The organism is Pseudovibrio sp. Alg231-02, from assembly GCF_900143565.1.
GTDB lineage: Bacteria > Pseudomonadota > Alphaproteobacteria > Rhizobiales > Stappiaceae > Pseudovibrio.
Genome location: NZ_FREX01000013.1, coordinates 1 through 23938, shown reverse-complemented (window position 1 = coordinate 23938; position 23938 = coordinate 1). Strand labels below are relative to the sequence as shown.

29 protein-coding genes are annotated in these 23938 nt (G+C 49.2%); 23 read left to right on the top strand and 6 right to left on the bottom strand.

From position 1 onward, the window contains the following. From DHN43_RS27600 to DHN43_RS24400, 3 genes are all read right to left on the bottom strand, one after another. Positions 1 to 567 (bottom strand): DUF2312 domain-containing protein, encoded by a 567-nt coding sequence (locus tag DHN43_RS27600; RefSeq protein WP_108820381.1) that lies wholly within the window; start codon positions 565 to 567, stop codon positions 1 to 3. 8 nt (positions 568 to 575) lie between these two features. After that, a complete protein-coding gene (locus DHN43_RS24405) occupies positions 576 to 791 on the bottom strand; it encodes a hypothetical protein (RefSeq protein ID WP_108820380.1) in 216 nt (71 codons plus the stop codon). A gap of 261 nt (positions 792 to 1052) precedes the next feature. Further along, positions 1053 to 1367 carry a helix-turn-helix transcriptional regulator gene (locus DHN43_RS24400; RefSeq protein ID WP_108820379.1) on the bottom strand — a complete coding sequence of 105 codons (315 nt, stop codon included), beginning with the start codon at positions 1365 to 1367 and terminating at the stop codon, positions 1053 to 1055. A 71-nt stretch (positions 1368 to 1438) separates the two neighbouring features. Here DHN43_RS24400 and DHN43_RS24395 point away from each other — a divergent pair, with 71 nt between their 5' ends. The 8 genes from DHN43_RS24395 to DHN43_RS24355 all read left to right on the top strand — a co-directional run bounded on the left by DHN43_RS24395 (position 1439) and on the right by DHN43_RS24355 (position 9603). Continuing rightward, complete coding sequence (locus tag DHN43_RS24395) at positions 1439 to 1678, top strand: hypothetical protein (protein ID WP_159096976.1); 240 nt, start codon at positions 1439 to 1441, stop codon at positions 1676 to 1678. A gap of 147 nt (positions 1679 to 1825) precedes the next feature. Continuing rightward, positions 1826 to 2719: a helix-turn-helix domain-containing protein gene (locus DHN43_RS24390; RefSeq protein ID WP_108820377.1), complete on the top strand. Its 894-nt coding sequence runs from the start codon at positions 1826 to 1828 to the stop codon at positions 2717 to 2719. Next, the gene (locus DHN43_RS24385) at positions 2716 to 3381 is read left to right on the top strand and encodes a hypothetical protein (protein ID WP_108820376.1); all 666 of its coding nucleotides are present in this window, start codon (positions 2716 to 2718) and stop codon (positions 3379 to 3381) included. Before DHN43_RS24390 ends, DHN43_RS24385 begins: the two co-directional genes overlap by 4 nt. Then, on the top strand, positions 3368 to 3865 hold the full coding sequence (locus DHN43_RS24380; RefSeq protein ID WP_108820375.1) for a hypothetical protein: 498 nt from the start codon (positions 3368 to 3370) through the stop codon (positions 3863 to 3865). The genes DHN43_RS24385 and DHN43_RS24380 overlap by 14 nt, the downstream gene beginning before the upstream one ends. A 125-nt stretch (positions 3866 to 3990) precedes the next feature. Beyond that, positions 3991 to 6624 carry an SMEK domain-containing protein gene (locus DHN43_RS24375; protein WP_159096975.1) on the top strand — a complete coding sequence of 878 codons (2634 nt, stop codon included), beginning with the start codon at positions 3991 to 3993 and terminating at the stop codon, positions 6622 to 6624. Positions 6625 to 6965: 341 nt separating this feature from the next. Then, on the top strand, positions 6966 to 7361 hold the full coding sequence (locus DHN43_RS24365; RefSeq protein WP_108820372.1) for a hypothetical protein: 396 nt from the start codon (positions 6966 to 6968) through the stop codon (positions 7359 to 7361). A 3-nt stretch (positions 7362 to 7364) separates the two neighbouring features. After that, the gene (locus DHN43_RS24360) at positions 7365 to 8396 is read left to right on the top strand and encodes a radical SAM/SPASM domain-containing protein (RefSeq protein WP_199914857.1); all 1032 of its coding nucleotides are present in this window, start codon (positions 7365 to 7367) and stop codon (positions 8394 to 8396) included. 256 nt (positions 8397 to 8652) lie between these two features. After that, entirely contained in the window at positions 8653 to 9603 is a 951-nt protein-coding gene (locus DHN43_RS24355; protein ID WP_159096974.1) for an HNH endonuclease, read from the top strand. A 126-nt stretch (positions 9604 to 9729) separates the two neighbouring features. On the opposite strand, the gene DHN43_RS24350 is transcribed toward DHN43_RS24355, so the two are convergent. Beyond that, positions 9730 to 9966, bottom strand: a complete 237-nt coding sequence (locus DHN43_RS24350; protein WP_108820369.1) for a hypothetical protein — start codon at positions 9964 to 9966, stop codon at positions 9730 to 9732. A 58-nt stretch (positions 9967 to 10024) separates the two neighbouring features. Between DHN43_RS24350 and DHN43_RS24345 the strand changes: the two genes are divergently transcribed. The 4 genes from DHN43_RS24345 to DHN43_RS24330 all read left to right on the top strand — a co-directional run bounded on the left by DHN43_RS24345 (position 10025) and on the right by DHN43_RS24330 (position 12023). Further along, positions 10025 to 10651 (top strand): hypothetical protein, encoded by a 627-nt coding sequence (locus DHN43_RS24345; RefSeq protein WP_108820368.1) that lies wholly within the window; start codon positions 10025 to 10027, stop codon positions 10649 to 10651. 161 nt (positions 10652 to 10812) lie between these two features. After that, positions 10813 to 11436, top strand: a complete 624-nt coding sequence (locus DHN43_RS24340; RefSeq protein WP_108820367.1) for a DUF1441 family protein — start codon at positions 10813 to 10815, stop codon at positions 11434 to 11436. A 73-nt stretch (positions 11437 to 11509) separates the two neighbouring features. Continuing rightward, positions 11510 to 11797 (top strand): hypothetical protein, encoded by a 288-nt coding sequence (locus DHN43_RS24335; protein WP_108820366.1) that lies wholly within the window; start codon positions 11510 to 11512, stop codon positions 11795 to 11797. A gap of 16 nt (positions 11798 to 11813) precedes the next feature. After that, the gene (locus tag DHN43_RS24330) at positions 11814 to 12023 is read left to right on the top strand and encodes a hypothetical protein (RefSeq protein WP_159096973.1); all 210 of its coding nucleotides are present in this window, start codon (positions 11814 to 11816) and stop codon (positions 12021 to 12023) included. Here DHN43_RS24330 and DHN43_RS27120 read toward each other — a convergent pair. Continuing rightward, positions 12020 to 12367 (bottom strand): hypothetical protein, encoded by a 348-nt coding sequence (locus DHN43_RS27120; RefSeq protein WP_159096972.1) that lies wholly within the window; start codon positions 12365 to 12367, stop codon positions 12020 to 12022. The two genes, DHN43_RS24330 and DHN43_RS27120, sit on opposite strands and share 4 nt — an antisense overlap. A 663-nt stretch (positions 12368 to 13030) precedes the next feature. Next, complete coding sequence (locus DHN43_RS24315; protein ID WP_108820362.1) at positions 13031 to 13213, bottom strand: hypothetical protein; 183 nt, start codon at positions 13211 to 13213, stop codon at positions 13031 to 13033. A 66-nt stretch (positions 13214 to 13279) separates the two neighbouring features. On the opposite strand from DHN43_RS24315, the gene DHN43_RS24310 reads away from it, so the two are divergent. The 11 genes from DHN43_RS24310 to DHN43_RS24265 all read left to right on the top strand — a co-directional run bounded on the left by DHN43_RS24310 (position 13280) and on the right by DHN43_RS24265 (position 23587). Continuing rightward, positions 13280 to 15526: a phage terminase large subunit family protein gene (locus tag DHN43_RS24310; RefSeq protein ID WP_108820361.1), complete on the top strand. Its 2247-nt coding sequence runs from the start codon at positions 13280 to 13282 to the stop codon at positions 15524 to 15526. 3 nt (positions 15527 to 15529) lie between these two features. Further along, entirely contained in the window at positions 15530 to 16108 is a 579-nt protein-coding gene (locus DHN43_RS24305) for a hypothetical protein (RefSeq protein WP_108820360.1), read from the top strand. Further along, positions 16108 to 17667 (top strand): phage portal protein, encoded by a 1560-nt coding sequence (locus tag DHN43_RS24300; protein ID WP_108820359.1) that lies wholly within the window; start codon positions 16108 to 16110, stop codon positions 17665 to 17667. The genes DHN43_RS24305 and DHN43_RS24300 overlap by 1 nt, the downstream gene beginning before the upstream one ends. A 7-nt stretch (positions 17668 to 17674) precedes the next feature. Further along, positions 17675 to 19522, top strand: coding sequence for a phage major capsid protein (locus DHN43_RS24295; protein WP_108820358.1), 1848 nt, complete (start codon positions 17675 to 17677; stop codon positions 19520 to 19522). Between the two features lie 85 nt (positions 19523 to 19607). Then, complete coding sequence (locus DHN43_RS24290; RefSeq protein WP_063301531.1) at positions 19608 to 19811, top strand: hypothetical protein; 204 nt, start codon at positions 19608 to 19610, stop codon at positions 19809 to 19811. 130 nt (positions 19812 to 19941) lie between these two features. After that, complete coding sequence (locus DHN43_RS27115) at positions 19942 to 20085, top strand: hypothetical protein (protein ID WP_159096971.1); 144 nt, start codon at positions 19942 to 19944, stop codon at positions 20083 to 20085. Next, positions 20082 to 20393, top strand: coding sequence for a head-tail joining protein (locus DHN43_RS24285; RefSeq protein WP_108820357.1), 312 nt, complete (start codon positions 20082 to 20084; stop codon positions 20391 to 20393). The genes DHN43_RS27115 and DHN43_RS24285 overlap by 4 nt, the downstream gene beginning before the upstream one ends. Positions 20394 to 20401: 8 nt before the next feature. Further along, complete coding sequence (locus DHN43_RS24280; RefSeq protein ID WP_108820356.1) at positions 20402 to 20851, top strand: hypothetical protein; 450 nt, start codon at positions 20402 to 20404, stop codon at positions 20849 to 20851. Positions 20852 to 20908: 57 nt separating this feature from the next. Next, on the top strand, positions 20909 to 21301 hold the full coding sequence (locus tag DHN43_RS24275; RefSeq protein WP_108820355.1) for a hypothetical protein: 393 nt from the start codon (positions 20909 to 20911) through the stop codon (positions 21299 to 21301). Between the two features lie 86 nt (positions 21302 to 21387). Beyond that, a complete protein-coding gene (locus DHN43_RS24270; RefSeq protein ID WP_108820354.1) occupies positions 21388 to 21723 on the top strand; it encodes a hypothetical protein in 336 nt (111 codons plus the stop codon). Between the two features lie 136 nt (positions 21724 to 21859). Beyond that, a complete protein-coding gene (locus DHN43_RS24265; protein WP_108820353.1) occupies positions 21860 to 23587 on the top strand; it encodes a hypothetical protein in 1728 nt (575 codons plus the stop codon). Positions 23588 to 23938: the final 351 nt, after the last annotated feature.

Genomic DNA, 23938 nt, shown 5'->3' with positions numbered 1-23938 from the left:
TCACGCTGCGCCTTCTCTGTCTTGCGCTGCCAGGAAGGCTGTTTGCATTTGCCAGCCTTGTTCCCATTTTTTGAAGCGTGGATCCTCGGTCATGTAGAGGTTGTCTGTGACTGCCTTGCCTGCGCTTGCTGCGTCTATGCCAAGCTGTTGAGCTTCGTCCAGATCGCCTTCCAGCATGCCCAGAGCGTGCATGTAGAGGTCCAGCATTGATTCCTGCTCTTCACGCTCTGATGGCTTCTGTTTTTTGATTTTCAGGATCGCCCGCATGGTGGGCACATCAAACCCGTTGCCTTTGGCTTCTGCGAATACGTCTTTGATGTCGTCAGCGATGCCTTTTTTCTCAACTTCCAGCCGCTCAATGCGGTCAAAGAAACTTTGCAGATGATCGGCTGCAATGCCGGAGCTGTTCGACCCGGTTTGTGTTTTTGCTGGTATAGCTTTTTTCGGGGCAGTCTTCGCCGGGGTGGTCTTGGTCTTAGGCTTGGTTACCGCAGCTTTGGTGCTTTGTGCTTGCCTGGCTTGTTCGGCTACTGCTTCCGCTTCTGGGGTGGTTTTGCGAGGTGCCATGTTGAACCTCACTGAGTTGGAGCTATGGAAAGAGTGCGATTTGCGCCGCTGGAAAAGCGGATTGCGATAATTTGCGCAAGTTCGCCGCGTTCACTCAAAGGGAGAGGCGCAGCCTCAACCAACCGTTCAAGGCTGAAAATTTCTGGCTGCAGTAAGCTGTAGTAGCTGGAAAGACTATGTGCGGACGGGCTGGCTGGCAGGCCATTGCTATTGAAGATTTGCAATTCCAATTCCTCCATATTGAAAGGTAATCAACTGGTGGAATTGAAATTCATAAAAAGTGAATTGTCAATTCACTAATTCACAAATAATGAATTATGTTGTATTTCAAAAATTGAGATCAGAGGGATGCTGGTTTGTGTTTTAATCAAATTCTTTAATCTTGGTTATTAGGTAATTGTTGACGATAAACCTGCCTATTTGTTTAGCTTTATGGGGTTTGAAATGTGTGACGAGGAACGATTACAGTTGCTGGCTGAAGCCTCTCAAATTTCAGGTTTATCGCTTGATTTTATTGAATTTTTGTCAAGGGGTCTTGATACCCAAGCTTTGCGCATGTTTTGCGGCAACGTATCGGCTCTTCCTAGAAATAGAAAATCCAGAGACGTTCCATAAATAGAGTTTATTTTTAGCGCCCCTTGAAGAGATAGGCGCTGTTTGGCTGCTTCCCAGTTATTTTGCTGAGTAGGCAAAACGCCGATGCTTTTGGCGAACTCTTTTTGGTTCAGTCCTAGGAAGTTTCTTAACCAAGTCAACCTGTTGGCGACATTATCATGGCTGAATTCATCTGTGTTCTTCATGGTGCTACTGTCGCATAATTCACAAATAATGGATATTTCTATTTTGTTGATGTTGACTGAGTTCACTAAAAATGAATAATCACACCATGAAAAGCGCAAGTAATGTTGTTAAGGAACTCAAGGTTGACGTGCTTTCAAAACGACTGGGAGTTGGCTCGTCAGCAATTTGCAATGCTGCTAAAGCGGGGCGTTTTCCTGCTGCATGGTTCCATGAGATGGAGCAGCTGGCGCTTGTCGCCAATATAGAACTACCACGCCATCTCTTCAATTGGAGACGTGGCAACGGGAGACGGAAAGCTATGGGACCGTGACCACCACAAGCCGCTAGGGCTGTTCTGAGGGTATAGTTACAAGTCACCTTGTTAGCTTCAATCCCTTTGTAATCAGAGCGCGTATTCCGCCACTGATTTTCTAGTTCTCACTTATCCAATTATCCGCACTGCTCAGGAGGTTATAAAATGCCTAGACCTGTTAACCGTCCCCGTTTGTCTTTTATTCCCGCAGGTGTGTTTGAGGACCGGCGGTTGAAACCGCGTGATATTCAGGTGCTGGGCGTTCTGTGCTGTTCCACGGATGGCAACGGCGTGACCTATCGCAGTCAAGTGAAGATTGCCCGGCAGTTGGAGATTGCGCGTTCTACGGTTCAAAAATCCATTGGTAACCTGGGTAAGGCTGGATGGCTGAAAGTAATGGCTGGTATCCGCCCGGATGGAGGCAGTTGCTCCCACACCTACCGTGTGATGCGGGCGCTTAAAGAGGAGGAGGAAGAGCAGCGCGACCTTATAGAGGATGTTCCGCATACAGCTCATGTAAATGAGCTTAAAGCTTCGCGTGAAAGTCGGCAGGCCCTGCCACCCCAGATCGGCACCTATAAGAACGAGTCCTTAAAACCTAAAGAAGAAGAAGACAAAGCGGCTGCGAGTAGGTCTTTATGCGAAAACGCTTCACCACTCTCAAAAGCTCCCACAATTGCGGATAGAGCCGGGCAGAGGTTTGTTGAGGGCTGCAGCCGGTTTCTACAGTCACTTGGGTTGGATCCAACAACAGCACAGGTGCGGGGCGGCCTAAACCCGGTTTGGGGCTGGTTGATCCATGGGTGCGATCTTGAAAAGGACGTAAAGCCCACGATTGCCCATGTTTTGGGGCGTGCGCCAGAGCAACCGCGCAGCCTCAACTACTTCACCCGCGCCATTCTTGCGGCCAAACGCAGCCGGGAAGAGCTGGGCAAGATTGAAGGCCGCTTCATACCAGATGGCAGCAAGGCCAAAGCAGCGCGGGCGCGGGATCTCGACAGATCTGCAGAGCGTTGCCGGGCGGCGATCACCAAAGTGTTTGGTGAGGGCTACGTATGAACGCTGCACCACAGGAAAAACCTCCCCACGACCTCATAGCACTGCACTTTTTGAGTACGATGGGGGGCACTTTCAAGAAGGTACCGGGCAGTAACGAGGAAGCCTATTTCACCTCTTTGCGGGAGAAGCTAAGCGGGTTTTCAGAGGACGTGCTGAAAGCCGGAGCGGATGCGTTGGTATTGGCCGCAAAAAGCACTGTTTGGCCGTTTGTCGGGGAGTGTGTGAAAGCCTGCACAGAAGCCCAACGGCAGCTGGAAGGCGCTCCAGAACCCAACCTGCAGGTGGGCGGCTATCCATGGCCGGAGTATGTGGCGATCAAGGTGATGGTGGGAGCGAATGCAGACACTGCGCTTTCGGCATGCCTTGCTGGCTGGCAAGCGGATCTGGTGGACTTTGTGCGCCGGGAAAAGCGCCTGCCGGATATGGCGGAAACTGAAACTCTCGTGGTCGCCACAATGGAGCGCAACCGGCGCGTGGCCGGGCAGGTGCAAACTGCTCTGGACGTGTTGCGCGGGGAAACCACACGGGAGCTCGCAGCGCTCCCGCCAAACCATCCAATTCAGTTGATGGCAGATACTTTTGAGCGGCGGCGTGAACGGCTGGCGGGCCTGATCGCCAAAGAAGTTTTACGACACGGGGAGATGCAGGATGTTGAACTCTAAGAATACAGACCCACTCCGCTTGCGCGGCACCAAGAAAGAGCAAAAGCAAGAAGCGCTGCGCCGAGCAAAGTATCAACGCGGGCAGGCGCTGGAATGGCTCTACAACAATAAACACATCAACAAGCAGCAATACCTGGCAGGTTGTAAGATCCGGGCGCTGTATGCTGAGTGTGAAGGGCAAGCCAGCTCCATCGACTTCACCCAGCCCCGCGTAGATTGCAGCCGCAAAGTGCGCGACTGGCTTCTTGTCTCCACCACAGACGCAAACCGAACACTGGAGCAGATCGCAGCCCTCTTGGGGCCTGATCAATCGCAGGCAGTATTCGCCATCGCCGGGCAGGGGCTATCCATCACAGAAGCGGCCATTGGCTTCGAGGAGAACGAAGCCAAGCGGGAGGCGGGGACGCCAAGCAGAGCGACGCGCGACTACGTTTCGAGGTTGATGCGCAATGGGTTAGGACATGTGGCAGGGGAGTTCCAATAGGTATTAAACATGCTTTTTGTGAGGAGATGCTGGGGAAAGGGCAAATTACTTAGTCATATTGATTGTGTCAACGATATGTCGCAACTATCAATGGGAATGATTAAGATGTGAGCTGGATGATTAAGATGGCCGTTCGAGATAGTCTAATTGATAGTATCTCCTCTTGCTTTAGCAAGATCCAGCATGAGGTTGATGTTAACAACTCAGTTGGCAACTTTGATATTAATACTCACGCAGAAGATATTTTTATTCCAATTCTCGGTTATCTGTATGATTGTCCGAACTTGAAAAATATGAACTCATACGAAGATAACTATCCCGCTGTTGACCTTGGTGATGAAGGTGCTCGAGTTTCCTTTCAAGTAACATCATCTGCAAAATCAGCAAAGATAGAGCATACATTAAAGCAATTTAAAAAACATAAGTTAAATAATAAATTCGATAAGGTTTATGTATATGTATTAACTTCAAAGCAGTCTTCATATACTTCAAAAAAATTATTATCTCTCGCGTCAGAGCTAGCTTTTAAGCCTGACGAGGATATCCTAGATTACCGCGATTTATTAAAAGTCGTGAAAGGTTTTGATACAGCAAAGGTAAGCGAATTTGAGGCTATTGTTCGTCGAGAGTTCGAAGTCCATCAACGCTTTGAGAGCTTTCTGCAAGATCAAGAGCATTTCTTCAAACTGAGTAATAAGAGAATTGAATATGAGAAGAGCTCTGGGAAGTACATCCCAGAAATATTTGCAGAAACTAAGCCATATAAAGATTTGGCTCGATTTTTTCTTAATCCAACTCACTTTAAAGGTAAGGCCTTTGATAAGTTAGAAGTAATAGATTTTGAGCGGTTAAATGAAACTCTGTCTCTTCAAGGGGTAGATCAACTAGACCCCGATATAGTGTCGATCGATTGTATCTCCGACCAATCTAAATCTCTGTTAGAGATGACAAAGGAACTTTCCAAAAACTATGACACGCTCCATCTCGCAAACGAGCAAGTAGGACAGCTCAATTTCTATCGAGGTGGTGAGGCTCTCACTGTTAAACCTGAGTTTGAGCAAATGCATCAGGTGATGAAATATCAGATGATGGGCGCCGCAATGGAAATCTCAAATATTCTAAGCGATACACTAAAATATTTTGAATACTCATTGGCTCAACTTCTAATGGTTACTGGAGCAGCCGGGCAGGGAAAGACAAATTTTATTTGCAACTTGGCAGATGATTTTTGCGGCAAATTTAACATTCCAGCAATTTACATTCCTGCTCGTGAGTTGAACGGGCAACAAACAGTCAGTTTGGTTGATTACATAACCAACAACAAATACTTGAATGATATCCGAGATAAATTTGAGTTATTAGATTTACTCTCTCGGTTGAGCAAGAAGTTGGATAAAAACATTGTAGTTTTTATCGATGGACTAAATGAAGTTCGAAAACTGGATGAGATCAATTTTGATCTGAAGGATTTTCTGAGTGCAGTTTCTCAATATGAAGGTATCAAGGTACTCGTAACATGCAGAAGCGAGTTCTTCGAACATAAATTTCAAGACTTAAAGCAAGATGCGGTAGATTGTAAAAGCGTTTACATAAAGAAAATTGAAGGAGGTATTTCTGATCGAGTTAGAGGAAGAATGCTGAAAGCATACTTCAAGCACTTCTCTATCAAGGCTAATCTTTCACAACGCGCTAGGAGTTTTTTACGGCGAGATCTTTTGCTTATGAGGATCTTCTGTGAACTCTATCGCAATGAAGATCTCGGCGATGTGTACGAACTTTATAAGATTGATATATTTAAAAAATATCTAGAAAAGATAGTCAAAAAATCTAAGTTAAGAAATGTCATTTCAGTTCTTTTTAAGTTGGTTGAGCAGGCCTTTATTGCAAAAGATACCTCCTCGATTGAAGTAAACGATTTCTCAGATGATGAGCGGAAAGTAATCGATTGGCTGTTAGACGAAGAGGTTATTCTCCGAAGAGAAATCCCAAAGGAATCTTTGACATCATTAGAAAAAGAAGCTGTCAGTTTTACGTATGATGAGCTGAGGGATTACATCATAGCGGCATATTGGGTTGATACTGCAACGAAAGAAGGAATTGAATGGTTTCGAGATCGATGGGCTGCAGTACAACAATTACAGTCATCTGAAGGAGTCGGCAAATATAGCTACTTGCTAGCTCGAAAGAGCAGTAATGAGCTTGTTCAAGATGAAGTTGAAAATTTCGATGAGTTTTTATCGCTGTTTCCATTTATTTTGTCCTCACTCCCATTTGAACTTCAGAAGGAACAGGATGTTGAATTTTCGCAAGAGGTACTCATCAGCGCGCAATCTAACCACTACCTTCTAACGCCACTTCGTGAGCTAGTTTATTATTTGATTTTTTACTCCGGAGAAACGGATGTAGTTAATGTTAGTGTCCTTACTAGCTATTTGAATAACTTAGATGATGATACTGCCACGTCATTTATGCAAAAAAACTTTGCCCGAAATCTTGATGATATAGTTGACCAGACTAACTCAATCATTGTCGATGAAATCGACGATATTGAGGATGAAAGATACGTTTGTTTTCTTCAGTTAGCCGCTTTTGCAAGTTTCTCTAGCAGAAATGAAACGCACTCCAATGCAGTCAGAATACTGGAAGGAGGCAAGAAGCGGGATTGTCTTTTGGCTCTAGAAAGAGCGAACTCAACAATTATCTCAGAGTTTGGTAGACAAATTAGATCACGAGTCGAAAATGTTCGAAGTAATAAATGACAAAATTGCACTCTTAGGTACCAATAAGATACCTACTTTTTCTGAGTTCTTGCATTCTTCAATGGTGCAGCCAGAAGGATATGGAGGAAAGATCCTTAAAAGAATTTATCGAGACATATTTATTAGATCGACCGACTTCAAGCGAGATTATGAGAAGTACTATTCTGTTGAGTATGCAAGTTTCGAATTATTCATGAAACATTATTTAGATTTCAAGTTTGATGCCAGAATTCTTGATTATGGGCATGTTCTCCTCATAAAGCCAGACTTGGAGTTCATTAAAGCTGATTTAGTTGAAAACTGCTTAGAGATGTTTTTGAAGCAATTCGGGGATCAAATACATGAAAATTAAGACAGATTTTGTCTCAAATAGCTCGTCAACTTCTTTTATATTTGTTGAGTTTGAACGGTTTGACCGAAACGCCTTTTTTGAAGCAGCTGGGGTCGATCAGAAGTCGCCAATCAGTTCTTTTTTTGATCAGATCTACCAACGGCTACGAGAGCAAATTGACAGTGGGCGTGTAATCTTGGATGTGCAGCAAGTTATTGGTGATGAAAGATTATTCCAAACGCCAGAGATACTTCATGAGATTACTAAAGCTCTCGAAGAAGAGAAAAGAGTCGTTGTGGGAGGGTTTAGCAGTGATGTCGATGCAATAGAGGCGTTCTTGTGTACTGAAGTGTTTGAAGTGAAATCAGAAAAGTTCTTAATAAATGCATTCGAAAATTACTGGTAAGTGATGAAGATTCAACGTTTTAAGGATCTAGGTTACACTACGATTTTTAATCCCAAAACGGGATTTTTTGCACGAGTTGAAGATAGTGGCCAACCTGAACCATTTTGGGCTCCGCATGGCCCAGAACTGATGGATATCGCCATCACAAACTGGTGTGACAAAGGATGTGCGTTTTGTTATCGGAGTTCTGATAAAAGCGGATATCATATGGCTGTCAGTGATTATGAAAAACTCATTGAGCAAGCAGCTGATATGGGTGTTTATCAAGTGGCGCTCGGCGGTGGAAATCCAAATCAGCATCCGCAATTTATTGATATTCTGCGGATTACACATGAGGCAGGGATAGTCCCCAATTATACCACAAACGGTAGAGGACTAACCTTTCCAATATTGCAGGCATCATCAAAGTACTGTGGGGCGGTCGCTGTTAGCGCTTATAAGCCTTATGATGAAACAACTCACGCGATTGAGAGTTTGTTGAAAGCTGATGTTAAAGTAAACGTTCACTTTGTAGTTGATGCGGTTTCTGTTGAAACAGCTATTCGATGGCTGGAGCAACCTCCATCATTCCTTAGTGGTATAAATGCTTTAGTTTTTCTTAATTATAAACCTATGGGGCGAAAAATATTTGAACGAAAACTACTGCGAAACAGTGAGTTGCAACAGAGGTTTTTTGAAGTTGCAACATCAAGCAGTACACCGTTTAAGATTGGATTTGATGCTTGTTGTGTGAGTGGCCTTTTTGGCCGTGTCAACGTTAACTCCAGTTCTGTTGATGCATGTGATGCAGCACGCTTCTCGCTTTTCGTCGCTGAAGATATGCGAGTCTATCCCTGCTCATTTCAACGAGGATTGCATGCTGGTGAGCAAATCACTGATGCGACTAGTCTCAAGGATATATGGTTAAACTCTGATAACTTTGATCAGTTCAGAAAGTACTTTTCGTCAGATACTTGCGGAGGATGTCTCCACAAGGCTAACTGCAAAAATGGGTGTCCGATTTTTGAGGATTTAGTTGTCTGTGGGCAACGATAGAAGAATGCAGTTAGTTAAGTTTGAGTGTAATTTATACGATGCGTTTGCATCATATAGATCTGCCAGGCTGTTTAGCTAAATTGAAGTCAGATGCTGCCGGGCAGGTGGCAATCGAATGGCCTGTTTGTTCAACCTGGTTGAGCAGAAATCTGGGCAATAACTAAAAGAATAAAGTCATAGGTATCTGTGCGCTGTTCTAACTTGCCCGGTTTATTGCTTTATTATTTTATCTTCAAAAGTTTAAGGGATGTTTTGCATGGCCTTTTGGTGGGTAAACCATAATCAAACATCGAAACAAGAGATTGCAGGCGGTTATGTCTGGTCTCCAAAATGCCAATCAAACGGGCGGCGTAGTCAGTTTTATGATTTTATGCGTGAGATGCGTGTAGGTGATTTCATTGTTTCATTCTCTCATGCTCAGATAGGCCATTTTGGTATTGTCTCAGGTTTGCCGTTGAGTGCTCCAAAGCCAGATGAGTTCGGTAAGACTGGTGAACAATGGTCTTTGGATGGCTGGTTGGTCCGCGTTGCCTGGGAAAAGGTAGCCCACCCATTTCGTCCCAAAGACAACATCGAACACCTTCGACCGTTTTTGCCAAAACGGTACTCTCCTATTCAAGAAAACGGGAATGGCAATCAAGCAGCCTACTTAACGAAAATCGATGAGATGTTATTTTCCGAGCTTGAGCAACTAGGCTCATTTCAACGCAATGGAAACATTGTAGTTGAGCATGAGCTCGACGATCAGGCATTTATTGAAGAAGTTGAAGATCAAATTGCAACGGTGCTTATTCAAAACAGTCCGATAGATAGTACTGAAACAGATGCCATTATCAAAGCACGCAGAGGACAGGGGCGGTTTCGGCAAAATATAGAACAGTTTGAGGACAAGTGCCGGGTTTCAGGCGTTAGGGATAAAAGGCTGCTCATTGGAAGCCATATCAAACCATGGCGTGTGTGTGAGACTGCGGAGGAACGACTAGATGGGGCAAATGGCTTGCTTCTAGCTCCCCATATTGATCGATTGTTTGATCTTGGTTTGATCACGTTCGGTGATACTGGGACACTGTTTGTTTCAGATTGCCTTGATCAGGAAACGATTGATTGTTTGGGGCTTTCTAAACCTGAGGCTCGGGAAGTCGGTACTTTTACAAGTAATCAAATCGCTTACCTTAGCTACCATCGGGATAACGTTTTTCTTGGTTGAATGTGGCGTGGCTGGTTTGATCATAAATGATGCGACTTGACACGTGCAGCACTAATCGTCATCATTCAGCCATAATGAACAAATGCGCTTTCAGGTTGCCACCTGAGGGTGTTTTTTCATTGGGGCTTACGTAATAGTCATATAAGCGCTTCTGGCTGCGTTGAGAACATCTGGATAGGCTTGCTGTAGTGGTGCCGTTAGTTGTTTTTCAAGCAGGCAAATGAGATCGTTGGCGACTTGATCATCAGCTTCATGCATCTGCTTAGCTGCTTCAACTGTATTGGTTAGAAGTTCGAAGAGTAAGATAGCTTCCTGTTCTGAGATCTCCACTGAGTAGCCATTGGTGCGTTGCTCTATTTGCATCAGTACTTCCTTCTGAAATTCAAAAGCGTAAGTTATCTGAGCTGGAGGATTCTGCAATATGTTCCAGTATACTGCAAACTTTACTGAGGTTGCCAAAGGGCTGACCAAAGCGGAACAACGACAGGTGCCCTATGCGATCAGCTTAGCACTGAATGAGACAGCACAGGATATCAAGACCAATTCAGAGAAGGCGTTAAGCAGGCGATTAGATCGCCCTACACCCTTCACCAAACGCGGCCTTGCACTAAAGCGGGCAAGCAAGCGTAACCTATCGGCCGTTGTCTTCTTCAAGGACAGGCAGGCAGAGTATTTGGAGCTGCAGGAGAAGGGTGGAACCAGAAGGCCAAAGCGGAAAGCGTTGGCGGTTCCGTTCTCACAGCGGCTCAATAAATACGGTAACCTCCCACGGCGCAGTATTGACCGGCTGTTGAAACGCCCGGATGTGTTTCAAGGTGAGATCAACGGGGTTGAGGGAATCTGGCAGCGCCCTAAGCGCGGCAAGCGCCGAGATAGCTCGCGAGGCACCAAGGGCCGCACAGGTTTAAAGCTGCTGGTTGCCTATGAGAAAAGCGCAGACTATCAACCGCGCCTGCGTTTTGAAGAGAGTGCGCGAAAGACCGCTGATGCACGGATGAAACGCAACTTCCGGCATGCAATGCGGAAGGCTCTGAAAACTGCCCGCTAAAAACTTGGGGGCGTGTTTCCATATTCTGAAAAGCTTTGGGTCCTTCCTGGGCACGCGCCGGCCTGCGGGTAGTTCGGAACTGCGGGACATTGGTTTGTTTGGTGTGCGGAAGCACTTGGTGTTTTCGTTTCTGTTGTTGTTCCAGATTGAAGGGGGCGGGCATGGAGAATGTTGAACGCTATCCGCTCCCTGATGGTGTGGAAGATGTGGTGGTGAATAAACGCCACCTTGCGGAAGCTTTTAAGAAGAGCCTGCCCACCATTGATCAATGGATTTCTGAAGGGATGCCTTGTGAGAGTAAAGGCACCAACGGGCAGGCATACGAGTTCCGGCTTTCGGTTTGTTATGCCTGGCAGAAAGACAGAGAGGCCGTAGAGGCTGCGGAAGAAGAGAAGATCCAAAGCAATATTCGGCAAATGCAGATGGCTTTGTTGGGTGGCGGATCTGGTAGTTCTGAAATGGCGCTGACACCACGGCAGCGCAAGGAACTTTACGAAACTGAGGCAGCCTATAACAAGCTGGCCCAATCGCGTGGCGAGCTGATCGCCCGTGCTGATGTTGTGGCGTTGCTGGAACGGACGTTCTCAGCGGTTCGCAATGCGGTGAACGGCATGCCTGACCGGCTGTCCAGAGATGTTGGTTTAGATGGCCGCCAGTCAGAGGCAGCGGTTGTGGTTGCTGATGATCTGCTGGCAGAGCTTCACCGGGAGCTTACTGAATTTATGCAGGCCATGAGCACGGAAGAAAACACCGGGCAGACTGCTATGATGGAAGCTGCTGAGTAGCTGCAATAGGAGTTTACTGGGCCGAAAGCTAAGTTTTGTAGTTTGACTGAAACAGAAGTTTGCGAGCGTGAAAATGTGCAGATGGTTGAGTGTTTTGGTTCTTGTCTCATTCTCCGGATTAATTGCTGGTTGTCAGAATAAGGTAGAGGCAGACACAAGTGACCTACCAAAAGCAAAGCAGATTGAACGGAATTGCGATCAGCTCGCCAAGGATTTTGAGGCTACGGAACGCTCTTATCGCCTTGAGAGCCAAAGAGTTGAAATGGGTGAAGTACCCGTCGTGCCCGTAGAAGACATAGAGGATCAGTTGAATAAACTTATGGCTCAAGCTGAACGCAAAAAGTGTGACTGGGTCAACTGATAGGTAAGTTTGATTGTTGCGTCAGGAGCAAGTTGAGGCATTTGGCAATGCGATTAACGGCATACCTGACCGATTGTCACGCGATGTTGGCTTTGATGACTGCCAGTCAGAGGCTGCGGTTGTGGTGGCTGATGAACTACTGGCAGATCTTCACCGGGAGCTTTCTGAATTCACGCAGGGAATGAGGGACAGGATCAGTTCAATGCGCTCAGCTTTCTTCGGTTAGTGGTAAAATGCCTTTCCAAATTCCATTAGGTAATAGCCGCCTGCTGCTATGGCAGCGTTGCAAGCTGAATACACAACAACCAATACCCACAAAATCGGATTATTTGTTCTGTCAAAGGTGAAGAGCAAAAAGACTATTGTTACAATCAAAGACAATAGGAGGACTAAATTCATATTTAAACTGACTTCCTCATACCCCATCAGATTTGCAATTACCATGAACAGAAAGGCAGGATTAAAAAATGCAGCTATGGGTATGGGAAGGTATGTAAGAGGATTTAACAGAATGGTGGAAGCAAATAAACCAATCACGAAATATGGCGAGCGGGTCAGAGAAGATAACATTAAGTGAATTCCATAATATGAATTTAGTAAACGTGAAGGCAGCTTTTTTACAGTAACTTACAGGTGATGAGATCCAGATGAGCTGACTTTGCCAGAACAGCGTTTTCGGTGGTTTCTAACTTAGTTTGCTGTGTTTAACATGTTTCAGTCTAGGCACCACATACTTGCCATTCCTACGATGTAGACGGCGAGTATTGCTGCTGCTGCGCTGCATATCAGATACACTATACTCAGGATACGCATTAACAGTATTTTCGTATGTCTAAAGACGAACACCACGAACATTGCTGTCACAACTATCGAAAAACACATATACAGGTCAAAACGCATGTCTATGTAGTGTTGTCTACATCCGCCACCTTCAGAAAGCATAGGTATTATATAATACAATGGGTTGAATACAGCATTCTGAGAGGCGTCAATGTATAATATCGGGTTGTATAATATGGTGACTACAAACAGGAACCATAGAAGTTTAAGCGAATTTATATCAATATATTTTGTTACTTTATTTGGCATGACTAATTCTTTTAAGTAAATGCAATTTATGATTGTAATAAATGAAATATGTGAGATGCATTATAATTGTCAAGACTTGTCCGTGATGACTTTCTGAATGTGTTGATTGAGTGAGAAAAGCAGGCGTGTATCTTCGCAGTTGGTTCAAGAGTTGGTTTTGATCATCCTAGCGCCTTGGCGCATTACTAGGACTTTGTTGTGATGGATGTCTAACGCTGCATTGTACGCGGCGTCTGCGATGGAGAAATGCCCGGCTTCTGCAACGGTTTCAACCGGGCGGTTTCCTTGTGTATCCCAGATTTGAACTTTGAATTTGTGGTCTGTCATCTCGGCAACCTCGCTTTGTGATGTTCATTAAATGTTCTCATCTAAAAAATCAATCTAGGGGTTGTCATGAGGTATGCGGATTTTCAACTTCCGCCCCGTGTGCATGGCTGGCGGCCGCCTGCTTATGCGAGTGCGGCTGGGTGCCTTGCTGATGCGCTGCCAATCCTTGCGCCCGTGCGGCGTATGTCGGTCTCTCACTGGGCGGGTGGTGAGCGCAAGCTGCGGGACAATGGGGCAGTCATTGCGTGGGATAACAAGGTAACGCCTTACATGGTGGAGCCTATGGACATGAGTGCGTCACGGCGTTTCCGGGGGACGGTGTTTGCAGGGCCTGCGCGGACTGGCAAAACGGATGCTTTGATAATCAACCGCATAGGGCAGGCGATCTGCTGTGAGCCTTGCGACATGCGTGTCATTCATATGGACAGAAACGCGGCGCGTGAATTTGCYTTGAAAAAAGTAGGGGCGCTGATCAACTACACGCCTTCAATCAAGCGGCGCTTAGGCCGGGGCCGGTTCGACAACAACATATTAGACAARCGTTTTCARGGYGGCATGACGCTGGATATCGGTTGGCCGGTGGTCTCCAAAGTGTCTGCTTCTGAYCTGCCTTTAATGCTGCTGACTGACTATGACCGTGCGCCGGAAGACATTGAAGGGGAAGGCAACCTGTTTGACCTTGCCTTGAAGCGTACGGAAACGTTTGGTTCTCGTGGGATGGCGATTGCAGAAAGTTCTCCGGGCCGCCTGATTGAAGATAATGACTTCTTGCCGCCTGAGGGTGCGCCGCATATGGCACCACCGGCAACGGGTATTTTAGCGCTTTATAACCGGGGCACCCGTGGGCGCTATTATTGGACTTGCCCGGATTGCTGCGAGGTCTTTGAACCAGATTACGAGCTGCTGCATTTTCCAGATGACGGTAGCCCGAAAGAGCGCGGCCTTGCTGCTGTGATGGCATGCCCGCATTGCGGTGCGATCTTTGAACCACGGCACAAGGTGGAGCTAAACCGGGCGGGCCGCTGGTTGCATGAAAGCAAAACCGGGGAGCTAGTGAGCGTTCATGATGAGGCTTTGCGGGAAACGGATCTTGTCACTTACTGGCTGAAAGGGGCGGCCGCTGCCTTCCAGCCGTGGGCGTCCTTGGTTTCCAGATATGAGACTGCCTGGCAGGAGTTCCAGCAAACCGGAGATGAAACCTCATTAAAGACCACTGTGAACGTTGATCAGGGCAAGCCTTATTCATCGCGCATGGTGGAAGATGAAGATGATTTGAGCGTGAAGCAACTGAAAGACAAGGCAGAGCACTATCTGCTTAAGGTCGCACCACCGGAAACCCGCTTTCTTACCATTGCTGTTGACGTGCAAAAGGGCCGCTTTGTTGTACAGGTGGATGCCTGGGGGCCGGGATTGGAACGGTGGCTGATTGATCGCTTTGATGTTCACGCCCCGCCTGCAGGTGCGCCAAGCGCCGACGCACGCGCGATAGATCCGGCAAAGTACAAGGAAGATTGGGACGCGCTTTTGCCCTTGCTGGAAAAGCACTACCCGGTTGCGGGCAGTGGCTACCAGATCAAACCGGCTGCGCTGATCGTGGACAGTGGCGGCGCGGATGGGGTGACAAAGAACGCTTATGCTTTCTTTCGTAAATCGCGCAAGCTTGGTCTGCGCAGGCGGGTGTTTCTTGCCAAGGGGCTGGACCGCTGGGACCGGGACCGGGCAAAGGAAGTCACGCCAGAAAAGGAAGAAGGCAAGCGCGTTAAAAAGCGCTCTGATTTGAGAATTGTTCGTGTGGGCACATGGCGGCTTAAGTCCGAAATTACCACAAGCCTTGCCCGTGAAGATCCCGGTGCAGATGCCTATCACCTGACCCGTAACCTACCTAGTGAAGTGTTTGAAGAGTTTTGCGCAGAGCGGCGCACCCCGAAAGGTTGGGTGCTTCGCAAAGGGCGCAAGAGAAATGAGGCGCTTGATTTGAGCGTTTATGGGCTGGCGTTGGTGCTGGTTCTGCGAGCAGAAAAAATCAACTGGAAGCGCCCGCCCATTTGGGCGCGGCGAATGGAAACCAATAGTTTTGCAGCACTCAGGCCAAAGCAAGAGGCAATCCGTGATGCGGGTTCAAAGGATCTTACCGGGGAAAGTGTGTGTGAGCTTGAAGCCGTACCAGCGCAAACTGAAGCGCCGGAGACGCAAGCGGAAGACGAAAAACAGGCGGTGCAAACAACGGTGAAGCCGAAACGGGCACCACCTAAAAAGGTGCGCCGAAAACCAAGGCGCAGAGGCAACGGTTTAGTGGCCGGGCTGCGGGGGTGATGCATGGCAGTAAATGGATTTGAAGAGCCTTTAAGCGCAGAACCTAAGGTGATGCGGGCAGGTGACTTTGCATCATGGCGGCGGGATGATCTGGCGCGAGACTTCCCGCCAGATGATCACACGCTTTCCTATGTGGGAACATTGGAAGGGGAAGCCCCGGAAAAAATTGAGTTTACAGCAACCGCCCTTGAAGGCGGTTTTTTTGTGAGCCTTGGGGCTGATGAGAACGGCGATTGGACCTCCGGGGTTTACCAGTGGGCGGCCTTCATCACGCGGGACAGTGACGGGGCGCGGAAGACCGTGGGCAGCGGCCGGTTTGAGGTTTTGCCGGATCTGGCAAGCGGGGACGCCATAGACCTGCGCAGCCATAACCGGCGCATGCTGGAACAGATTGAAGCGCTTCTGGAAGGGCGGGCAAAGTCTGGTGTTGCTTCCTATGAGATCGCGGGCCGTAAGCTGACAAAGCTAACCCCAAAAGAGCTGCAGGACTGGCACACCCACTACCGCAAGCTGGTGAAGATTGAAGACCGAAAGCGCACGGGCCGGGGCAGTCATCGTTTGCGGAAGGTGGAGTTTAAATAATGGGTGCATTTGCAAGATTTTTTGGCAGACGTAACAAGCCTGCAGAGCTGCCTGTTAAACAGCCGGGCGGGGCGGTACGCAAATACAAAGCGGCCCGCCCGGATCGCCTTGTAAAGTTCAAGCTGATGGGGCTCAATTCATCCTTGATGCGGGATGCGCAGGAAGACTTGTTGGGGCTGGTTTCCCATAGCAGGGAGCAAAGCCAGAACAACGATTACCTGAAAGGCTTTTACTCCCATTTGCGGCGCAATGTAGTGGGCCGGACTGGCTTACAGATTAAGCCGGTTGCCCGGCTTGGTGATGGCAACCTTGACCGGGACAGCAACAAGCTTATCCGTGATGGTTTCCTTGAATGGAGCCGCAAGGGGATCTGCACCACTTGCGGCAAGTTCTCTTTTGCTGATAGCCAGCGCATTGCGCTTACAGCCGCTGCCCGTGATGGGAACTTTCTTGCCCGCAAATACATTGGCCCGGAGTTCGGTCCGTTTGGTTTCCAGATCCAGCACCTTGATATCACCATGCTGGATGTGGAGTTAAACAAAGAGCTGGACCACGGGCATTACATCCTTGCCGGGGTGGAATGTAACGCGGTGGATCGCCCGGTTGCCTATCACATGTTTAAGCACAACCGCTCTTATTACGGTGGCCGTGGGACACGCATTCGCATACCTGCAGAAGAGATCGTGCACCTTTATCTGCCCTTTGATCAAACCGCCCCGGTGATTGGTGTTCCATGGGCGCACACGGCTTTGCGGCGTTTGGCGCAAATGAACAGCTTTGAAGACGCAGCCCTTGCGAACGCTGTTTATGGTGCGCAGAAGATGGGCTTTTACACCCGCTCTGCAGATGCTGACCCGGATGAAGAGTTAGGCAGAGATGAGCGGGCCGCGACCAATGGCGAGGCGGAAGACGTAGAAGAAGAAGAGTTCTACGAGGAAGAGGATCGGCCCCGGCTTGAACAAATGGAAGCCGGTGTTTTGGAAGAGTTGCCGGAGGGTTATGACTTCAAAGCCTTTGATCCGGCCTATCCCAACGGGGAAATGGAGCCTTTCATAAAAATCATGCTGCGGGCCGTGTGTACGGGGCTTGATGTGGCTTATTCGTCTTTGTCCAGCGATTTGGAGAAAGCCAATTTTTCATCCCTACGGGCCGGGCTTGGTGAAGAGCGTGAGCAATGGGGCGTGCTGCAGGGCTGGCTTGCAGATCATTACTGCGGATCTATCTTTCCCGATTGGTTGCGCATGGCGATGCTGAGCGGGCAAGTGCGTTTGCCTATGACACAGCTTGCCCGGTTTCAGGCGGTGGAATGGACCGGTCGGGGCTGGCAATCCGTCAATCCAAAAGACGATGCGGCCGCCAATAGAACCAACATGGAATCCCGCATTAAAAGCCCGCAGGAAGTGGCTGCAGAGCGTGGGCGCACTCTTGAAGATATCTATGACGATTTTGAAGAGGCAAGGGCACTTGCCAAGGATCGCGGCATAGATCTTGACGCGGTGCTTTCTGCCTTCATGAAAACGGTTCCGCCTGCTGAAAAAGAGCAGCCTAAAGAGGACTAACCACACCATGCCAACACATGAATTGAAGCTGCCGGAGCGGTTGTTCCGGCAGGGTGTTTTCGTGCGCGCTAGCGAGGGCGCGGAAGAAGACCTTTTAGAGCTTTCGTTTTCCAGTGATGCACCCATTCGCACCTATTGGGGCGTTGAAATTCTGGGTCACGATGAAGGCGAGATTGACCTTGATTTCATTGGAAGCGGGCGTGCGCCCCTGCTGATTGATCACCGCGCAACGGTAGAAAATCAGGTGGGCGTGATTGAGCGCGTGGAGATCAAGAACGGCAAGGGCCGGGCTTGGGTTCGCTTTGGCAAATCAGAGTTGGCTCAAGAGATCAAACAGCGCGTTTTAGATGGAGAGCTAACCAATGTTTCTGTTGGCTATCAGATCCGCAAAGCCCGTTTGGAAGAAGAGCATGACGATGACTTAAACGTCTATCGCATCACCTGTTGGACCCCTCATGAAATCTCGATTGTCTCAGTCCCTGCAGATCCTTCTGTTGGGGTTGGGCGTTCTCGTTCTGGCGAGAAACTTGTTTCCATTGCACTTGAAAGAAAGGCTGCAGCAATGCCCGCACCACTTGAAATTGAAAACCCAGAGACCGGCCCTTCTGAAGAAGAGCTGGCACAGATCCGCTCAAAAACTGCGGAAAATGAGGCCAAACGCATTCGCGAAATTGAGGCGACTGCGGCCGAATGGAATTGCCGGGACATTGCGGCGGAAGCGATCCGCTCCGGCATGTCTTCCGGGGACTTTTCAACCAAAGTCTTGATGCTTCAAGGCGAGCGCGGGCAGGAGAAAATCTCCGGTGCTGCGGATATTGGTTTGAGCCAAAAAGAACGCAAGCAATTCTCATTTGTGCGTGCGCTTAATGCTTTGGGAAATCCGACTAATGCGCAGTACCGTGAAGCTGCTAAGTTCGAGTTTGAATGCTCGGAAGAGGCTGGCAAGAAACGCGGCAAGCAGGGGGAAGGYATTCTTGTTCCTTCTGATGTRATGCGGGCGGATATGAGCGGGCARACCCGTAACCTGTCAACGGGCACAATCGGGGCYGGTGGYGCTCTGGTTTCTGATAACCTGCTTGCAAGCAGCTTTGTTGAGTTGCTGCGCAAGCGTGCAGTTGTGATGGGCATGGGCGCCCGCATGCTGCATGACCTAGAGGGCAACTTTAAGATCCCGCGTATGGTGGGTGGAGCCACCGCCTATTGGGTRGGTGAAAGCGATGATGTGACCAAAAGYGCAGAGGCTTTTGATCAGATCGAACTAAGCCCGCAYACTCTGGGKGCGTTTACCGACTATTCCCGCAGACTTCTCATTCAATCCTCGCTGGATGTGGAAGCAATGGTGCGTGATGATCTGGCGCGGGTGATTGGTTTGGAGATCAGCCGGGCAGCGCTGCATAGTGACGGCTCTGGGGAAACTCCAAAGGGGATCGCTGCCACCACTGGCATTAACTCCACCACCTTTGCGGCRAATGCYCCAACATTTGAAGAAGTGGTTGCAATGGAAACGGCTGTTGCAACGGATGATGCAGACATTGGAGCCTTGGGCTATGTCCTCAATGCTGCGATGCGTGGATCTTTCAAGACCACGGAAAAAGCTGCAGGGACTGCGCAGTTTATCTGGGAACAGGGCAACACGGTGAACGGTTACAACACCGGTATTTCTAATCAGGTGCTGGATCACAACGGCTTCTTTGGCAACTGGGCGGATCTTCTGATTGCGCTTTGGACGGGCGTAGATCTGACGGTTGATCCGTTTACCCAATCCACCAGTGGGACCGTGCGCGTGGTTGCCATGCAGGATGTAGATTTTGCAGTGCGTCACCCGCAGAGCTTCTGTCACTCCTTCAAAGCTTAAGCTTTACGCCAGTTAAGCAGCCGGTTCGCCCGGCTGTTTTTATTTGGACTTCTCATATTCTTATCAACTCTCAAGAGGGCAGATCATGGCTGCAAAGATGAAGATTGAAATTTTGAAACGCACGGTTTGCGGTGGTGAACCGGTTGCGCCGGGTGATGTGGTGAACGCTTCTGAAAAGGATGCAAAATTCCTGATCAATATGAAAAAAGCGGAAACAACCACAAGGCGGGTTGGCAAGGCTAAGGCGGGAGAAAAGCCAAAAGAAGAAGACGAACCAGCCGGGGACTAAACCCCGGCTCATATGAGAAGCAAACGGGGGGCTTTGTTGTAGCGTATCCTTATACGAAAATCGGTTTCCACTTTTCGGGGATACGCTCTGCCTCCCGTTTTTCGTTGGCCTTGGAGGTGAGGATTTACCAGTGAAAAAAGAACTACAGAGCACCACCAGCTTGAAACCACCCAAACCACTCACACCCATCGAGCTTGCGCGGGTGATGGGCAGTGCCCGTGTTAACCGGGCGGTTGGTGTGCAGGGCGGACAAACAATGGTGAAGCGGCAATGATTGATTTTGACGATGATCTAAATGAGATGCTGCGCACTGATGAGTTTGCAACAACGGCAACCTACGCGCTGCAGAACGGGGACACCGGGCAGCTCACCGGGATCTTTACCAATGAGGGGGAGGAAACCTCCTTTGGTGAGGTTGGCATGCTTACTTCCAAACCAGTGTTTGCGGTGAAGGGCTCAGATATTCCGGCAGAGTTTGGCGAGGGTGCAGAGCTGCTGATTGACGGGCAACGCTTCACAGCGGCAAGCAGCCCCATGAGTGACGGGGCAGGCTTAAGCCAGATCCTGCTAGAGCGTGAATAGGGGCAGCCATGGTTCACATAAGAACGCAGGTGCGCGATGCTGTAGAGGCGGCTTTAAAAGGGCTTCCTTCTACAGAGGATCGCTGCTTTGTCACGCGCACCTATCCGCTGGAACATAAGCGGCTGCCTGCGCTGCTTGTCTATGTGCTGGATGAGCAAAGCCAGCCTGCGGAAATGGGTGCAGACCGCGACATTGAACGGCAAATGAGCGTCACTGTTGAAGCCACGGCCGATGGCAAGGGCTTTGATGATGAGCTGGACCAGATTGCGGTGGAAGTTGAAACCGCACTCGCGGGCAGCGGCTTCTTAGGTGGCCTAGTGAAAGAGCTATACCTGCAGTCAACCAATCTGGATATAGCAACGCGCCGGGACCGGGGCGAGAAGCGCCAAGGGATTTTGACATTGCGGTATATGGCGCTTGCCATTGCCCCGGAGAATGACCCGGAAACCGCGCATTAGCCGCGCTTGAACGTGCGGCTGAAGAACTAACTTTCCAACAATTCAGGAGAACAGAGCATGCCTTTAATTCACGGCAATAAGGGCAGTGTGACTGCTGGCGGTGAAGATGTCGCCAAGGTTCAAAGCTTCAACCTTTCGGTAGAAGCGCCAATCTCGGATGCAACGGCGATGGGTGAAGAGTGGGAAACCCACTTGGAAGGCGCACCAAAACGCTGGTCTGGTTCTATCAGTGCCAAGCGGGTGAAAGGCGACACGGGGCAGGCAGAACTCAGCGCCGGGGCTTCTGTGGTGTTGCACCTTTATTACAGCGGCAATGAGAGCGGTGAAACGTACGCCTCCGGCACTGCAACGGTTACCAGCGTACAGCATGCGCAGGGCCGTGCGGAAACCATTGATATGACCTTTGAGTTTACCGGCAACGGCCCATTGATAGAAGAGGCCGTGGCTTAACTCCGGTTTGTTCCAGTGAAGTGAGAGGGGCAGTCTGTTTGTGCAGGCTGCCTTTTTGCTTAGCGCAGAGACAAGGACCCTAAAAGATGCGTGCGATTGAACGTGTGAAGAGCCATTACAAACAGGCGAAAAATCAGGTTATCGAGGTGCCAGAATGGGGAGCACGAGATCATCCTTTTAAGATCTTCTATGACCCGATGACGCCCAAACAACGAAAACGCATTTCTGATGAATATGAAGGCATGGATGCAGAGGCGTTTGTTGAAGTTTTGGTGATGAAGAGCCAGGACGAAAACGGCGAAAAGCTCTTTAATGCTGATGACAAACACAAGCTGCTGACGGAAGCAGATGGGGCGATTATTGGCCGGATTGCGGTGCAGATGCTTGGTCCGTGCGATGCCAGGGAAATTGAAAAAAACTAAGAGGCGATCCGTGGCGCATGTTCTTATTTCGGCTTGCGGATCGCTTACACATGCGGGTTGCGGATCTTGAAGACTGGCCGGAACCTGAACTTTTAGAATGGTCTATTTATCTAAAAATTGCCGGGGAGCCAAACCCATGACCGTGCCGGACCTTGTCTACAACGTGCGGGCCAATGACAAATCCCGTGCAACCTTTGAACGGAACCGGCGCGAGTTACAAAAGACGCGCCGGGAAACCAAATTGCTCAATATGGATATGGGCGGCCTTGGCCGCTCCATAGGCTCCATTAAGGGTGGGGCGATTGCTGGTGTGACGGTTGCAGTCACGGCGCTTGTAGCTGCCAGCAAGCAAGCGATCACAGAGGGATCAAAACTTGCCAAGGTTGCAGACAGGGTAGGGTTGACCACTGATGAACTGCAACGTCTGCGTTATGGCTTTGAGCTGACTGGTGTTGCGGCTGGCACAACCGATACAGCTATGCAGCGTTTTTCCCGGCGTGTTGGTGAGGCTGCCAACGGGTCCGGCGTTCTGCACGATATCCTGAAAGCAAATGGTGTTCAGCTTCGCGATTCCAGCGGCAAGATGAAAACCCAAAGTCAGATATTGGGTGAATATGCAGACTTGATTAAAAACGCCAGCTCGGAACAAGAGCGGCTTTTGCTGAGCTTTAAGGCGTTTGACCGGGAAGGGGCCGGGCTGGTTCTGGCACTCAAAAACGGTTCCAAGGGCCTTGATGAACTGATGGGCAAGGCGGATGAAGCGGGCGGGGTTCTGGATGAAAAGCTCTTGCGCAAGGCGGAAAAGATTGATGATGAGTTTGCCAAGATGTGGCGCACCTTTGAAATTGGTGCAAAGCGGGCAACTCTGGCGGCTGCCAATGCAATGGACGTTGCATTTAATACACCTGTTGCAGAGCCAACCCTCAAGGATTTGCAGGTCGAATTTTCGCGCAAGTTGCCGGGGCTTAACCGTGAGCTATCGCTTGCGCAAACGCTTGGTGATGAAGCCCGTATTGCTGAAATTCAAGAGCAGATAGATGCGGTAAACGCACGCCTTGCAGGTATTCAGAGCGAACGACAATTGCGCCATACTGGTTTTGCAGGTGGGCCAACCCAGCGCGGTGGTCGCCGAGGCCGGAAAAATGAGGCTCCAACAATCATTCCCGACAAGAAAACGGATAGCAGCGGGGGCGGTGGGTCTTCCAAGACAAAGGTGGACCCTTACGCCCGTGTTTTAGAGCAGCTTAAGTTTGAACGTGATCTGCTGAGCATGAACGCACAGGAACAAAAGCGGGCCAATGCGCTGCGCCTTGCCGGTGTGGAGGCTGCCAGCAAGCAGGGGCAGGAACTGATTAAAGTTACAGATGAGATCTATGCACAAACCCAAGCTCAGAAACAGCACAATGAAGTTGTGAGTTTGCTTGGCGGGATGGCACAGGATTCCATGTCGCAATTTATTGACGCTCTGGGGATTGCTGACACGGCAGCCGGGCGGCTGGTGGCAACGCTGGCAGAGGCGGCCGCACAAGCTGCCTTTATGGGGCAAGGGCCGCTTGCCGGGATGTTTGGAACCTCGCAGCAATCGAACCTATCAACGGCGCTCATGAGCACGTTTCAAGGCTTCTTTGCAGGCGGTGGCGTGCTTGGGGCCGGAGAGTGGGGCCTTGCCGGAGAAAACGGGATAGAGCCGGTTGTGGGGCCTGCCAAAATCATTTCCAACAAAGACGCCTTTGGAGGTACTGAGAGGGGTGTGGTGGTCAATCAGTACATCCAAACGCCTGATGTTGAGAGCTTTCGCCAGTCACAAGGGCAAGTATCTGGAATGCTGGTTGATGCTTTGAGCCGTGGGCGGCGCAACCGCTAGAAGAAGAGCAGGAGGTGAGTTTAATCGGTTCCATTAATGAGATATGCATATGAATAGAAATGCAATCTAGAGTAGGTTATAAAAAATGGGAACGAGACTAACATCCTGGGTAGAACGCAGATCCGGAGGARAGTATGAGCAGATTGATAGACCAGACCTGTTTCTATCCTTTGAGCCATTTGCTCCCCCAAATTATGGGGTCTATGCATTTTTAGCAGGTGTTCGAAATTATGCAGGAATTACACCGTTGTCCGCGCCTCGCGGATTGCCTGATGATGTTCGGGAAAGTGTCTCGAAGAGATACTACAGCTATCCTGACGTGCTGCATTCTGCGTCCTGGTTTCTTGTCTC